The organism is Azospirillum sp. 11R-A, assembly GCF_049472615.1.
GTDB classification, from domain to species: domain Bacteria; phylum Pseudomonadota; class Alphaproteobacteria; order Azospirillales; family Azospirillaceae; genus Azospirillum; species Azospirillum palustre.
On the sequence record NZ_JBCEBL010000035.1, the window covers coordinates 66,392 to 81,656 of the forward strand.

The window sequence follows — 15,265 nt, forward strand, 5'->3', positions numbered from 1 at the left end:
CATCCCATCAGAACGTCAGCCGTTCGATGTTCTGCAGCACCAGCTGGTGATGGTTCTGGTCCTCCAGCGTGACGGTCGTCTCCTGGGTGAAGGTCAGGCCGTGGCCTGACGGATCCAGCGTGTAGGCATGCCCGTCCAGCTGCTGCATCCAGTTGGTGCCGGCATTGGCGACGAAGGCGCCGACCTCCACCACGTCGGTCCAGCCCGCCCCGCCGTTGATGGTCAGGTCGCCGCCGCGCGGGGCGAAGATGAACAGGTCGTCGCCGGCCCCGCCGGACATGCTGGTGGTGGTGCTGCCGGCATGCAGGATGTCCGCACCCGCGCTGCCGGTCATCGTCGCGCTGTTCGAGACCAGCACCTGCACCGCCAGCGGGTCGCTGGACAGCCCCTGATCGTCGCTGACCGTCACCTCCAGCGTGCGGGCGCCGCTGCCGTTGGGCGTCAGGGCCAGATGGTGGAGGATGTCGGTGTAGGTCGCGGTGGAGGCCGTGCCGGACAGCGACAGCTGGTGGTTGGCATCGTCCCAGCTGACCTCGATCCCGGTGCCGGCCACCGTCTTGCGCCCGGTCGACGGATCGGTCGCGATGGTCAGGCTGTCGAGGTTCAGCGTGTCGCCGGTCTGCGACCCGGCGGCGATGCGGATCGACATGCCGGACATGACGCTGCTGTCCACATCGGTGATCGTCGCGTCGGAAACCACTGCCGGATGGTCGGTCGCATCGGCGGCGATCACGGTGGTGGTGTGGGCGGCGGCCAGCGTCGGCTTGTCGTTCACCGGATCGACGGTCACCGCCAGGGTCTGGGTGACCGCCGCGGTGCTGGCCCCGTCCTGGGCGGTCGCGGTGACCGACAGGGTGACGGTGCCGTTGGCGTCGGCCGGCGGGGTGTAGGTCAGGCCGGTCAGGTCCGCCGCGCTGAGGGTCCAGCTGCCGTCGCTGTTGTGCGTGCCGTGGTTCAGGCTGGCGCCCGCCGGCATGCCGGCGATCCGCACCGTCACCGTTTCCGACCCGTCGGTGTCGGTGGAGGCGGCGGTGATGGTCAGCGGGATCGCCGTGTCCTCCGGCCCATGGACGGCCGGAGTGGTCAGCGTCGGGGTGTCGGCGACCGGCGTCACCGTCACCGCCAGCGAGCGCGACAGGCTGGCCGGCGTGGCGGTGCCGTCGGTCGAGGTGGCGGTGACCGACAGGGTGAAGCTGCTGCCGCTGTCGTGGGGCGGCGTGATCGACAGGCCGGCCAGCTGGGCCGGCGTCAGGGTGATCGAGCCGTTGCTGACCGTCAGCGTGTCGCCCGCCGTGTTCGACAGGTGGGCGCCGGTCGGGATGTTGGCGATGGTGACGCTCAGCGTTTCCGACAGGTCGGTCAGGGCCGGGGTGATCGACAGGGCGACCGTGCCGTCCTCCGCCACCGTCGCCGGATTGACCAGCAGGGTGGGCGTGTCGGAAACCGGCAGGACCGTAACCGCCAGCTGCGCCACGGTGGAGGCGGGAGCGGCGCTGCCGTCGGTCGAGGTCGCGGTGACGGTCAGGGTGAAGTCGGCGTCGTCGTTCAGCGGCGGCGTGATCTTCAGCCCGGCAAGCTGCGCCGGCGTCAGGGTGATCGAGCCGTTGCTGATCGTCAGCGTGTTGCCGGCGCTGTTGGTCAGCTTGGCCCCGGCCGGGATGCCGGCGATGGTGATGCTCAGCACCTCCGACGTGTCGGTCAGGGCCGACGTGATCGACAGCGGGATCGCCGCGTCCTCGTTGCCCGTCGCCGCCGACACCGTCAGGGTCGGGGCGTCGGACACCGGGTTGACCGTCACCGCGAGCGTCGAGGACACCGACACCGCAGCGGCGCTGCCATCCTTGGCGGTGGCGGTCACCGTCAGGTTGAAATCGGCATCGCTGTTCGACGGCGGCGTGATCGCCAGCCCGGCCAGCTTGTCCGGGGTCAGGGTGATCGAGCCGTTGCTGACCGTCAGGGTGCTGCCGGCGCTATTGCTCAGGGTGGCGCCGGTCGGGATGCCGCTGATGGTGATCGTCAGCGTCTCCGAGCCATCCGTGTCGGTCAGCGCCGGGGTGATGGTCAGGGCGATGGGCGTGTCTTCGTTGCCGGTCGCGGGCGCGACGCTCAGGGTCGGCGTGTCGGAAACCGGGTTAACCGTGACCAGCAGCGGTGCGCTGGTGCTGGCTGGTGCCGCGCTGCCGTCGGTGGCGATGGCCGTGACGGTCAGGGTGAAGTCGTCGTCGCGGTTCAGCGGCGGCGTGATCTTCAGCCCGGCCAGCTGCGCCGGGGTCAGGGTGATCGAGCCGTTGCTGATTGTCAGGACATTGCCGGCGCTGTTGCTCAGGCTGGCACCGGTCGGGATGCCGCTGATGGTGATCGTCAGCGTCTCCGAACCGTCGGTGTCGGTCAGCGCCGGGTTGATCGTCAACGCGATGGCCGTGTCCTCGTTGCCCGTCGCCGCCGACACCGTCAGGGTCGGGGTGTCGGACACCGGGTTGACCGTTACCGCGAGCGTCGAGGACACCGACACCGCAGCGGCGCTGCCGTCCTTGGCGGTGGCGGTCACCGTCAGGTTGAAATCGGCATCGCTGTTCGACGGCGGCTTGATCGCCAGCCCGGCCAGCTTGTCCGGTGTCAGGGTGATCGAGCCGTTGCTGACCGTCAGGGTGTTGCCGGCGCTGTTGCTCAGGGTGGCGCCGGTCGGGATGCCGCTGATGGTGATCGTCAGCGTCTCCGAGCCGTCCAGATCGGTCAGCGCCGGGGTGATGGTCAGGGCGATGGGCGTGTCTTCGTTGCCTGTCGCGGCGGACACGGCCAGGGTCGGCGTGTCGGTGACCGGATTCACCGTGACCAGCAGCGGTGCGCTGGTGCTGGCCGGAGCGGCGCTGCCGTCGGTGGCGATGGCCGTGACGGTCAGGGTGAAGTCGTCGTCGCGGTTCAGCGGCGGCGTGATCTTCAGCCCGGCAAGCTGCGCCGGCGTCAGGGTGATCGAGCCGTTGCTGATCGTCAGGACATTGCCGGCGCTGTTGCTCAGGCTGGCGCCTGTCGGGATGCCGCTGATGGTGATCGTCAGCGTCTCCGAGCCGTCGGTGTCGGTCAGCGCCGGGTTGATCGTCAGCGCGATGGCCGTGTCCTCGTTGCCCGTCGCCGCCGATACGGCCAGCGTCGGGGTGTCGGACACCGCGGCCAGGGTGATCGGCACGGTGACGGTCCTGGTCGCCGTGCTGCCGTTGGACTCGATGCTGACGGCGGTGACGGTCAGGGTGATCGCCGCATCGCTGTCGGCGGGCGGGGTCAGGGTCAGGCCGGTGAGCTGGGCCGGCGTCAGGGTCCAGCTGCCGTCGGCGTTCTTCGTTCCGGCCGACAGCAGCGCGCCCGTCGGCACGCCGGCAATCGTCAGCAGCCCCAGCCGCTCCGACCCGTCGGTGTCGTACAGCGCCACCGAGAGGTTCAGCGGCACGGCAATGTCCTCGGTGCCGGACAGCGGCGCCCAGGTGACGATGGGCTGGTCGGCGACCGGATCGACGCTGACCCGGAACAGCTGACTGGTGGTGGCGGTGGCGCCGGTGGAGGTTTCCGTCGTCGTCGCGGTCAGGGTCAGGTTGAAGTCGGTGCCGGCATTGGCCGGCGGCATCAGCTTCAGCCCGGACAGCTGGGCGGCGGTCAGGGCGACCGAGCCGGCGGTGGGCGTCAGGGTGGTGCCGTTGGCATCGATCAGCACCGCACCGGCCGGCAGGCCGGACAGCACGATGGCCATGGTCTCCGACCCGTCGGTGTCGACCAGCGCCGCCGTCAGGTTCAGCGCGATGGCGGTGTCCTCGCTGCCCGAGGCGTTGGCGACGATGACGGTCGGCGCGTCGGCGACCGCCGTCACGTCGATATGGATGGTGGCGGTGGTGCTCGCCGTGTCCTTGTTGGAGCTTTCCAGGCTGGTGGCGGTCAGCGTCAGGTCCATCCCGCCCGAATAGTTGCGCGGCGGCGTGACGGTCAGGCCGGCCAGCTCCGACGGCTTCAGGGTCCAGGACCCGTCGCCGTTGTTGGAGCCATGGTTCAGCACGGCACCGGCCGGCAGGCCCGACAGGATGACCGCCATCGTCTCCGACCCGTCGGTGTCGACGAGGCTTGCCGACAGGTTCAGGGCGATTGCGGTGTCCTCCGCCCCCGTCGTGTCATGGACCGTGACGTTCGGCGCGTCGGCGACCGCGGTGTAGCTGACCGAGAAGCTTTTGCTCGACCAGGCGGGGGCCGCCATGCCGTCCTGGGAGGCCGCCTCCACCGTCAGCGTCACCGTGCCGGCATAGTTGGCGGGCGGCGTCAGCGTCAGGGCCGCGCGGTCGCTGGCCGACAGGCCGGTCAGATCGTAGACGCCGTTGCCGAGCGACGTGCCGCCCGACAGGGTGAAGCCGGCCGGAACCGTCACCCGCAGGGCGGTGATCACCTCGCCGGTGCCGACCAGATCGGTGACCGCGGCGTCGATGGACAGAGTTGCGGCATGATCCTCCAGCGCCGTGGCGGCGCTGACGGAAATGGCCGGGGCGTCGCTGACCGGCGCCACCTCGACGGTCAGCGTCTTGGTCGTGGTCGCCCGGTCGGCGTTGCTGATCTCGCGCGAAACCGCCGTCACCGTCAGCTGGAAGGTGCCGCTGGCATCGTGCGGCGGGGTGAATTTCAGCCCGGCCAGCTGGCCCGGCGTCAGCACCCAGCGCCCGGTGGTGGAGTCGAGATAGCCGGCCGACAGCGAGGCACCGGCCGGCACCCCTTCGATGATGATGCTGGCGAGCGTTTCCGACCCGTCGGTGTCGGCCAGCGCGGCGGTGATGTCCAGCGCGATGGCGGTGTCCTCGTTGCCGGACGCCGTCTGCAAGGTCAGCAGCGGGCTGTCGGCGACGGCGGTGACGGTCACGGCCTGGGTCAGCGTGGTGTGGGCGTTGCTGCTGCCCGACACCACGTCGATGGAGAGGGTGAAATCCGCATCGCTGTTCGACGGCGGGGTCAGTTTCAGGCCGTCCAGCTGCGCCTTGGTCAGCGTGATCGAGCCGCCGGTGACGGTCAGCGTGTCGCCGGCCGTGTTGGTCAGGCTGGCACCGGTCGGGATGCCCGACAGGGTGACGGTGGAGACATCCTGCCAGTTCGCCAGCCCGTCCTTCAGGCCGAGCGCGACCGACGTATCCTCGGCGGTGGTCACGGCATGCGGCCGGTCGCTGCCGACGCTGGGGTCCAGCACCGGGGGCGGGGGCGGAGGCGGCGGAGGGGGCGGCGGAGGCGGAGGGGGCGGGCTGGTGCCGCCGCCGGTGTTGCCGCCCCCGGTGCCCGGATCGGTCGAGCCGCCGCCCGAGGAGGCCGTGGTGGTCCAGCTCAGCACGAAGCTGTCGGACACGCTGGTGTTGCGGTCGCCCTCGCTCTCGATGCTGTAGGGGTTGACCGTCAGCGTGACGCTGGCGGTGTCGACGCTGCCGGCCACCGTGTGGGTGATGCCGGTGGCGTTCGCATCCTTGACGGTCAGCTTCAGGCCGCCCTCGGCCAGCGCCGCGGTATAGTCCTCCGCGGTCAGCGTCCAGGTGCCGTTGCCGTTGTCGATGCCGCGCGACAGCACCGTGCCCTTCGGCACGCCGCCGATGGTGACCGCCAGCTTTTCCGACCCGTCGGTGTCGGCCAGGAAGGCGTTCAGGTTCAGCACGAAGCCGTCCGGCACGCCGGTCGTCGACTGGTCGTCGACATGGTAGGGCACCGCCGAACCGTCGGCGGCATGCGACACCGGCGCGTCGGCCACCGCGGTGATGGTGACGGTCGGGGTGTAGGTCCTGGTCAGGGTGTCGGTGCCGTCCATCGCCGTCACCTTGACGGTGATGGTGAAGTCGTCGGCGTTGTTGGCCGGCACGATCAGGCGCAGGTTGCCGAGCTTCGCCGGATCGACCGTCCAGCTGCCGTCGGCATTCGCGGTCAGCGCGCCGGCATCGCTGCTGGTCAGCGTCACCCCGGCCGGCAGGCCGGAGATGACGATGGAGGAGATGTGCTCCGACCCGTCGCTGTCGCCGGTCAGGGCGGAGATGGTCAGCGGGATGCCGCCGACGGCATCCTCCAGCCCGCTGGCGCCGATCGAGACGACCGGCTCGTCCGCCTTGGGATCGACGGTGACCGTCAGGTCGCGGGTGTCCTTCAGCGTCCCGCCCGACGTCACGCCGTTCACGGTGACGATCGGCGCGCCGTTGCTGTCGGTGGTGATGACGTCCACCTTCAGCGAAATGGTGCCGGAGAAGTCCTTCCTGGTCGTCAGGGTCAGTTCGTTGCGGTATTCCGCATCGACCGACCAGCGGCCGTTGCCGAGATAGACCAGACCGCTCTCGTGCCCGGCCGCCAGCGACAGCCAGGAGCCCGACGGCAGGTTGCTGACGACCAGCGACAGGCGTTCCGACCCGTCATTGTCGGTCATCACCAGATCGCCGAGCTTCAGGTTGATCGCCGTGTCCTCGTCGCCGCGGGCGGTCAGTGTGCCGTTCGGCGTCACCACGTCGGCCACGCCCTGCACCTCGACATGGACGGACACCGCCGCCGCGTCGGCGAAGGCGCCGTTGGACCCTTCCGTCGCCCGCGCGGTGAAGGTCAGGTTGAAGCCGGTGTTGGAGTTGGCCGGCGGGGTGATGGTCAGGCCGGACAGGTCGGCCTGGGTCAGCACCCATTTGCCCAGCGTCGCGTCGTAATGGCCATGGTTCAGCGTGGCGCCCGCCGGCACGCCGCCGACAAGGATGCTGAGGCTTTCCGACCCGTCGCGGTCGGTCAATGCTGCGACCACCGACAGCGGGATGGCGGTGTCCTCGCGCCCCACCGCGTCGGAGGCCGACAGGACCGGCGTGTCGGCGACCGCGGTGACGGTCACCGTCAGCGACTGCTGCGCCGAGGTGGCGGTGGTCGTCCCTTCCACCGAGGTGGCGGTGATCTTCAGCGTCAGCGTGCCGGAATAGTTCGGCGGCGGGGTGAAGGTCAGGCCGGTCAGCTGCGCCGGGGTCAGCGTCCAGCTGCCGTCGGCATTGTGGATGCCGGCGGACAGCGTCGCCCCTTCCGGCAGGTTGGTGATGGTGATGTGGTCCAGCGTCTCGCCCGTCACGTCGGACAGGTGGGCGTCGATGGACAGCGGGATGGCGGTGTCCTCGTTGCCCGCCGCCGCCGTGGGGATGACGATGGGGGCGTCGGCCACGCCGGTGACGGTCACCGTCAGGGTTGCCGGCGCGGAATCGGCGGTCGAGCCGTTCTCGCGCTCCACCGAGGTGGCGACGACGCGGAGGGTGATGGTGCCGGAGAAGTCGTGCGGCGGGGTCAGGCGCAGGCTCGCCAGATCGGCCGCGTTGACCTTCCAGCTGGTGCTGCCGTCGCCCTGGGTGCTCACCAGGGTGCCGACATTCAGGCTCGCCCCGTCCGGCACGCCGGAAATGGTGACGTAGCCGATGCTCTCCGACCCGTCGGTGTCGGTCAGTGCCGGGGTGATCTTCAGCGCGACCGAGGTGTCCTCGTCCGTCGCCGCCGCGGCGGCGGTCACGGTCGGCGCATCGGCCACCGCATCGACGGTGATGGTGCCGGTCGCCGACTTGCTGCCGCGCACCGTGCCGGCGCTGGTGCTGTCGATGGTCCCGACCGTCAGGGTGTAGGTGAGATCGGCGTCGGAGTTGCGGGTGGTGACGATCTTCAGGCCGGACACCGTCCAGGTTCCGGCCGATCCGCCGGCAACCAGCGCGCTGGTCGGGATCGTCCAGCTGTAGGTCCCGGTGCCGCTGCGCGTCAGCTCCGTGCCGTTCAGGTACAGCTTGGCGCCCGCCACATCCAGCTGCGCGGCCGACATGGTCAGCGTGACCGTCTCCACCGCCTCCGGGCTGGCGGCATCGACGTCGCTGAGCGTGATGGTGGGGGCGATGGCGATGCCGCCGGCCGCATCCTCGTTGCCGCGCGCGTTCAGCGTGGTCAGCGTGATGGGGTCGGCGACCGGCGCCACCTTGATGGTCTGCGTGGCGGTGGAGGTGCCGCCATAGGCGTCGGTCACCGTGAAGGAGAAGGTCTCGGTTCCGCTGAAATCGGCGTCCGGCGTGTAGGTGAAGGTGCCGTCGGCGTTCACCACCAGCGTGCCGTGCGCCAGCCGCACCGGCTGGCCGTTGTCGCCCGGCCCCTTGAAGGTCAGGCTGTCGTCAGTGCGCCCGTTGAGGGTGTCCTGGTCGGTGGCGACGAGGCGGCTGGTGACCGCGTTGTCCTCGACGGCGGCCGTGGTGGCGGCGGCGGCGGTTGCCGTCGGGGTGTAGTTCAGCACCTCGCGCACATTGACCGGCTGGCCGTCGACGTAGATTTCGAGCTTCTCGAAATCCGCGACCTTGATGCCCAGCGCCGTCAGGGTGAGGGCGTTGGCGACATCGGTGTCCTTGGTCGCGGCGTTGGGATCGGCCGCCGCCGCCTCGATCCGGTCGCGCAGGGTGCGCAGGTCGGCCAGGATCGCCGGGTTGGACATCTGGGCGGAGGTCAGCATCACCCGGAAAGTGTCGATGCCGGCGTCGCCGTCCTGAAGTTCGGGAGCGGACGCGGTGCCGCCGTCGGTGCCGACGGTGAAGATCGACAGGTCGTCGCCCGACCCGCCATGGATGGTGTCGGTCCCGGCCCCGCCGGTGATGGTGTCGTTGCCGCCGCCGCCGAGCAGGATGTTGGCGCCGCCGTCGCCGGTGATGACGTCGTCGAAGGCCGAACCGGTGACGTTCTCCAGATTGCGGAGCACGTCGGTGCCCTCGCCGGTGCCGACCCCGGTCGCGAGATTGGCGTTCACCGCGGTCGCCGAGCCGGCATAGGTGACGGTGTCGTTGCCGGCACCGCCGTCGATGGTGTCGTTGCCGGGGCCGCCGGCCAGCAGGTCGTTGTCGTCGCCACCGTCCAGGCTGTCGTCGCCCAGCCCGCCGATCAGGGTGTCGTTGCCGGCTCCGCCGAAGATGGTGTCGTTGCCGTCGCCGCCGTCCAGGCTGTCGTTGCCCTTCGGGGTGTTGCCGAAGCTGACGGTCAGCGTCCGCGGGTCGCTGTCGGCGGTGCTGCCGTTCTCCAGCTCCGTCGAGGTCGAAACGACGGTGAGGGTGATCGGGTGGGTGGTGTCGCCTTCCTTTGCGGTCAGCTTCAGCCCGGACAGCTGGGCCTGGGTCAGGGTCCAGGTGCCGTCGGCGTTGAGGGTGCCGGCGCTGAGCGTCGCCCCGGCCGGGACACCGGAGATCGTCACCTTGGAGATGTATTCCGACCCGTCGCGGTCGGTCACGGCGGGGGTGATCGACAGGGCGACGGTGAAGGTGCCGCTGCCGTCGCCATAGATCACGTCGTCGCCGGCACCGCCCAGGATGGTGTCGTTGCCGGCACCGCCCGACAGCGTGTCGTTGCCGGCGGTGCCGGTCAGCGTGTCGTTCTGCCCGACCGCCAGATCGTAGGAGACGTTGGTGACGGTGACCGTCGGCTTGTCGGCCACGGCGATGACGGTGACGGCCAGGGTCGTCTGCACCGAGACGGGGGACAGGCCGCGGTCCGTCGCCGTCGCGGTGACGGTCAGGGTGAAATCGACGTCGCTGTCGGCCTTCGGCGTGATCTTCAGGCTGGCAAGCTGGGCCTGGGTCAGGGTCCAGCTGGTGGTGCCGTTGCTTTCCGTGACGTAGCTGCCGGCGCTGAGCGTCGCCCCGGCGGGAACGCCGGTGATCTTGATGCTCAGGCTCTCCGAGCCGTCGAGATCGGTCAGGGCCGACCTGATGTCCAGCGCGATGGCGGTGTCTTCGTTGCCGCTCGCCGCGGTGACGCTCAACGTCGGGGTGTCGGTCACCGGGTTGACGGTGACCACCAGCGGCAGGGTCGTGGTCGCCTCCGCCGCGCCGCGGTCCTTGGAAACGGCGGTCACCGACAGAGTGAAGTCGTCGTCGCTGTTCAGCGGCGGCGTGATCTTGAGGCCGGCCAGTTGATCGGGATTGAGCGTGATCGAGCCGTTGGTGACCGTCAGCGTGCCGTTCAGCGTGTTGACCAGCGTCGCACCGGCCGGAATGCCGCTGATGCGGATCGTCAGCACCTCCGACCCGTCGGTGTCGACCAGCGCCGGAGTGATCGTCAGCGGAATGGCGGTGTCTTCGTTGCCGGTGACGGCGGTGACGCTCAGCGTCGGCGCGTCGGACACCGGGTTGACGGTGACCGGCAGGGTCTGGGTCACGCTGACCGCATCGGCGACGCCGTCCTTGGCGGTCGCGGTGACGGTCAGGGTGAAGTCGTCGTCGCTGTTCAGCGGCGGCGTGATCTTCAGGCCGGCAAGCTGATTGGGGTTCAGCGTGATCGAACCGTTGCTGACCGTCAGCGTGCCATTCAGCGTGTTGGCGAGGATCGCACCGGTCGGGATGCCGCTGATGGTGATCGTCAGGGTTTCCGACCCGTCGGTGTCGGTCAGCGCCGGGCTGATCGCCAGCGCAATCGCGGTGTCCTCATTGCCCGTCGCAGCGGTAACACTCAGCGTCGGCGTGTCGGTGACCGGATCGACGGTGACATGCAGGGTCTGGCTCGTCGTCGCCACCGGCGCGCTGCCGTCCTTGGCGATTGCGGTGACCGTCAGGTCGAAGTCCACGTCGCTGTTGTGCGGCGGCGTGATCTTCAGGCCGGCAAGCTGGTCCTTCGTCAGGGTCCAGGTGGTGGTGCCGTTGCTTTCCGTGACAGAAGTGCCGGCGCTCAGCGTCGCTCCGGCGGGCACGCCGGAAATCCGGATGCTCAGCGCTTCCGACCCGTCGGTGTCGGTCAGGGCCGGGCTGATCGTCAACGGAATCGCGGTGTCTTCATCGCCACGGGCGGCGGACACGGACAGGGTCGGGGTATCCGACACCGGATTGACGGTGACCACCAGCGGCGCGCTGACGCTGACCGGAGCGGCGATGCCATCCTTGGCGGTCGCCGTGACGGTGAGGGTGAAATCGTCGTCGCTGTTCAGCGGCGGCGTGATCTTCAACCCGGCAAGCTGGTCGGGATTGAGCGTGATCGAGCCGTTGCTGACCGTCAGCATGCCGTTCAGCGTGTTGACGAGCGTCGCACCGGCCGGGATGCCGCTGATGGTGATCGTCAGCGCTTCCGACCCGTCGGTGTCGGTCAGCGCCGGGCTGATCGCCAGCGCAATCGCCGTGTCTTCGTTGCCGCTCGCCGCCGTGACAGTCAGCGTCGGCGTGTCGGTGACCGGATCGACCGTGACGTGCAGGGTCTCCGTCGCCGTCGCCACCGGCGCGCTGCGGTCCTGCGCAATCGCAGTGACGGTCAGGTCGAAGTCCACGTCGCTGTTCGACGGCGGCGTGATCTTCAAACCAGCCAGTTGCTGAGGCGTCAGGGTCCAGGTCGTCGTGCCGTTCTGCTCGGTGACCGAGGTGCCGGCGCTCAGCGTCGCTCCGGCCGGAACGCCGGAAATCCGGATGGTCAGAGTCTCCGAGCCGTCGGTATCGGTCAGCGCCGGGCTGATCGTCAGCGGGATCGCAGTGTCTTCATCGCCACGGGCAGCCGAAACCGACAGAGTCGGGGTGTCGGTGACCGGGGTGACGGTCACCGGCAGCGACTGGGTCACTGAAACCGGGTCGGCAACGCCGTCCTTGGCCGTCGCCGTGACGGACAGGGTGAAGGTGCCGTCGCTGTTCAGCGGCGGTGTGATCTTCAGGCCGGCAAGCTGGTCGGGGTTCAGCGTGATCGAGCCGTTGCTGACCGTCAGCGTCCCGTTCAGCGTGTTGGCGAGCGTCGCGCCCGCCGGGATGCCGCTGATGGTGATCGTCAGCGCTTCCGACCCGTCCAGATCGGTCAGCGCCGGAGTGATCGCCAGCGCAATCGCCGTGTCTTCATTGCCGCTCGCGGCGGTGACGCTCAGCGTCGGCGTGTCGGTCACCGGGTCGACGGTGACATGCAGGGTCTGGCTCACCGTCGCGACCGGCGCGCTGCCGTCCTTGGCGATGGTGGTGACCGTCAGGTCGAAATCTGCGTCGCTGTTGGCCGGCGGCGTGATCTTCAGACCGGCAAGCTGATTGGGGTTCAGCGTGATCGAGCCGTTGGTGACCGTCAGCATCCCGTTCAGCGTGTTGACCAGCGTCGCGCCCGCCGGGATGCCGCTGATCGTGATCGTCAGCACCTCCGACCCGTCGGTGTCGGTCAGGGCCGGGTTGATGGTCAGCGGGATCGCCGTGTCTTCGTTGCCAGTCGCCGCGGTGACGCTCAGCGTCGGCGTGTCGGTCACCGGGTTGACGGTGACCACCAGCGGTGCGCTGACGCTGACCGGAGTGGCAACGCCATCCTTGGCAGTCGCCGTGACGGTCAGGGTGAAATCATCGTCGCTGTTCAGCGGTGGCGTGATCTTCAGGCCGGCCAACTGGTCCGGCGTCAAGGTGATCGAGCCGTTGGTAAATGTCAGCGATCCATTCAGCGTGTTGGCGAGCGTCGCACCCGCCGGGATACCGCTGATCGTGATCGTCAGCGTTTCCGACCCGTCCAGATCGGTCAGCGCCGGGGTGATCGCCAGCGCAATCGCCGTGTCTTCGTTGCCGCTCGCGGCGGAGACGCTCAGAGTCGGGGCATCGGTGACCGGATCGACGGTGACGTGCAGGGTCTGGCTCGCCGTCGCGACCGGCGCGCTACCATCCTTGGCGATGGCCGTGACCGTCAGGTTGAAATCCACGTCGCTGTTCGATGGCGGCGTGATCTTCAACCCGGCCAGCTGCTGAGGCGTCAACGTCCAGGTGGTGGTGCCGTCCTGCTCGGTGACCGAGGTGCCGGCGCTCAGCGTCGCTCCCGCCGGAACTCCGGCAACAGTGATCGTCAGCGTCTCCGACCCATCGGTGTCGGTCAACGCCGGGCTGATCGTCAGCGGGATGGCGGTGTCTTCATCGCCACGGGCGGCGGATACGGACAGAGTCGGGGTGTCGGTCACCGGATTGACGGTCACTGCCAGGGTCTGCGTCACCGAAACCGGGTTGGCAACGCCATCCTTGGCGGTCGCGGTAACGGTCAGGGTGAAATCATCGTCGCTGTTGTGCGGAGGCGTAATCGCCAGACCCGCCAACTGACCCGCCGTCAGGGTGATCGACCCGCCGGAAATGGTCAGCGGATCGCCTGCCGTGTTGGTCAGCACCGCACCGGTCGGAATGCCGCTGATCGTGATCGTCAGCGTCTCCGACCCGTCCAGATCGGTCAGGGCCGGGCTGATCGCCAGCGGGATCGCCGTGTCTTCATTGCCGCTCGCCGCGTTGACCGACAGCGTCGGGGTATCGGTGACCGGATCGACGGTGACGTGCAGGGTCTGGCTCGCCGTCGCGACCGGCGCGCTGCCGTCCTTGGCGATGGCCGTGACCGTCAGGTCGAAATCCACGTCGCTGTTGGCCGGCGGCGTGATCTTCAAACCGGCCAGCTGCTGAGGCGTCAGCGTCCAGCTGGTGGTGCCGTTCTGCTCGGTGACCGAGGTGCCGGCGCTCAGCGTTGCACCGGCCGGAACACCGGCGACGGTGATCGTCAGCGTCTCCGATCCATCGGTGTCGGTCAGCGCCGGGTTGATCGTCAGCGGAATGGCGGTGTCTTCGTCGCCGCGGGCGGCGGATACGGACAGGGTCGGGGTGTCCGACACCGGGTTGACGGTCACCAGCAGCGGCGCACTGGTGCTGGCCGGCGCGGCGCTCCCGTCCTTCGAGGTCGCGGTGACGGTGAGGGTGAAGTCGTCGTCGCTGTTCACCGGCGGCGTGACCTTCAGCCCGGCAAGCTGGTCGGGCGTCAGCGTGATCGAGCCGTTGGTAACGGTCAGCGTGCCGTTGAGCGTATTGACGAGCGTCGCACCGGCCGGAATGTCGCTGATGGTAACCGTCAGCACCTCCGACCCATCGGTGTCGGTCAATGCCGGCGTGATCGACAGCGCAATCGCGGTGTCCTCGTTGCCCGTCGCCGCCGTGACGCTCAGCGAAGGAGTATCCGACACCGGGCTGACGGTCACCGGCAGGGTCTGGCTGACCGAAACCGGGTTGGCGACGCCATCCTTGGCGGTCGCGGTGACGGTGAGCGTGAAGTCCGCATCGCTGTTCAGCGCCGGCGTGATCTTCAACCCGGCGAGTTGGTCCGGCGTCAGCGTGATCGAGCCGTTGCTGATGGTCAGCGTGTTGCCGGCCGTGTTGCTGAGGCTGGCACCGGTCGGAATGCCGCTGATGGTGATCGTCAGCGTCTCCGACCCGTCCAGATCGGTCAGCGCCGGGCTGATCGTCAGCGGGATCGCGGTGTCTTCGCTGCCGCTCGCCGCGGTGACGCTCAGCGTCGGCGTGTCGGTGACCGGGTCGACGGTGACATGCAGGGTCTGGCTCGTCGTCGCGACCGGCGCGCTGCCGTCCTTGGCAATCGCGGTGACCGTCAGGTCGAAATCGACGTCGCTGTTGGCCGGCGGCGTGATCTTCAACCCGGCCAGCTGCTGAGGCGTCAGCGTCCAGGTCGTCGTGCCATTGCTTTCCGTGACCGAGGTGCCGGCGCTCAGTGTCGCTCCTGCCGGAACGCCAGCGACGGTGATCGTCAGCGTCTCCGACCCATCGGTGTCCGTCAGAGCCGGGTTGATCGTCAGCGGGATGGCGGTGTCTTCATCGCCACGGGCGGCGGATACGGACAGGGTCGGGGTGTCGGTCACCGGGTTGACGGTCACCAACAGCGGTGCGCTGACGCTGACCGGGGCGGCGACACCGTCCTTCGCGGTGGTCGTGACGGTGAGGGTGAAGTCATCGTCGCTGTTGTGCGGCGGCGTGATCTTCAGCCCGGCGAGCTGGTCCGGCGTCAGCGTGATCGAGCCATTGCTGATGGTCAGCGTGGTGCCGGCCGTGTTGCTGAGGCTGGCGCCTGCCGGGATGCCGCTGATGGTCACCGTCAGCGTTTCCGACCCGTCGGTGTCTGTCAGCGCCGGGCTGATCGACAGCGCAATCGCGCTGTCTTCGTTGCCGGTCGCCGCGGTGACGCTCAGTGTCGGCGTGTCGGTCACCGGGTTGACGGTGACCACGAGCGGTGCGCTGACGCTGGCCGGAGTGGCAACGCCATCCTTGGCCGTGGCGGTGACGGTCAGGGTGAAGTCATCGTCACTGTTCACCGGCGGCGTGATCTTCAACCCGGCAAGCTGATCCGGCGTCAGCGTGATCGAGCCGTTGCTGATGGTCAGCGTATTGCCGGCCGTGTTGCTAAGGCTGGCGCCGGCCGGGATGCCACTGATCGTGATCGTCAGCGCTTCCGACCCGTCCAGATCGGTCAGCGCCGGGCTGATCGACAGCGCAATCGC

At 69.0% G+C, this 15,265-nt stretch carries 1 protein-coding gene; it reads right to left on the minus strand.

What is annotated here, in order from left to right:
• Positions 1 to 7: 7 nt before the first annotated feature.
• On the minus strand, positions 8 to 15,079 hold the full coding sequence (locus VH569_RS31090) for a beta strand repeat-containing protein (protein ID WP_423320657.1): 15,072 nt from the start codon (positions 15,077 to 15,079) through the stop codon (positions 8 to 10).
• Between the last annotated feature and the right edge of the window lie 186 nt (positions 15,080 to 15,265).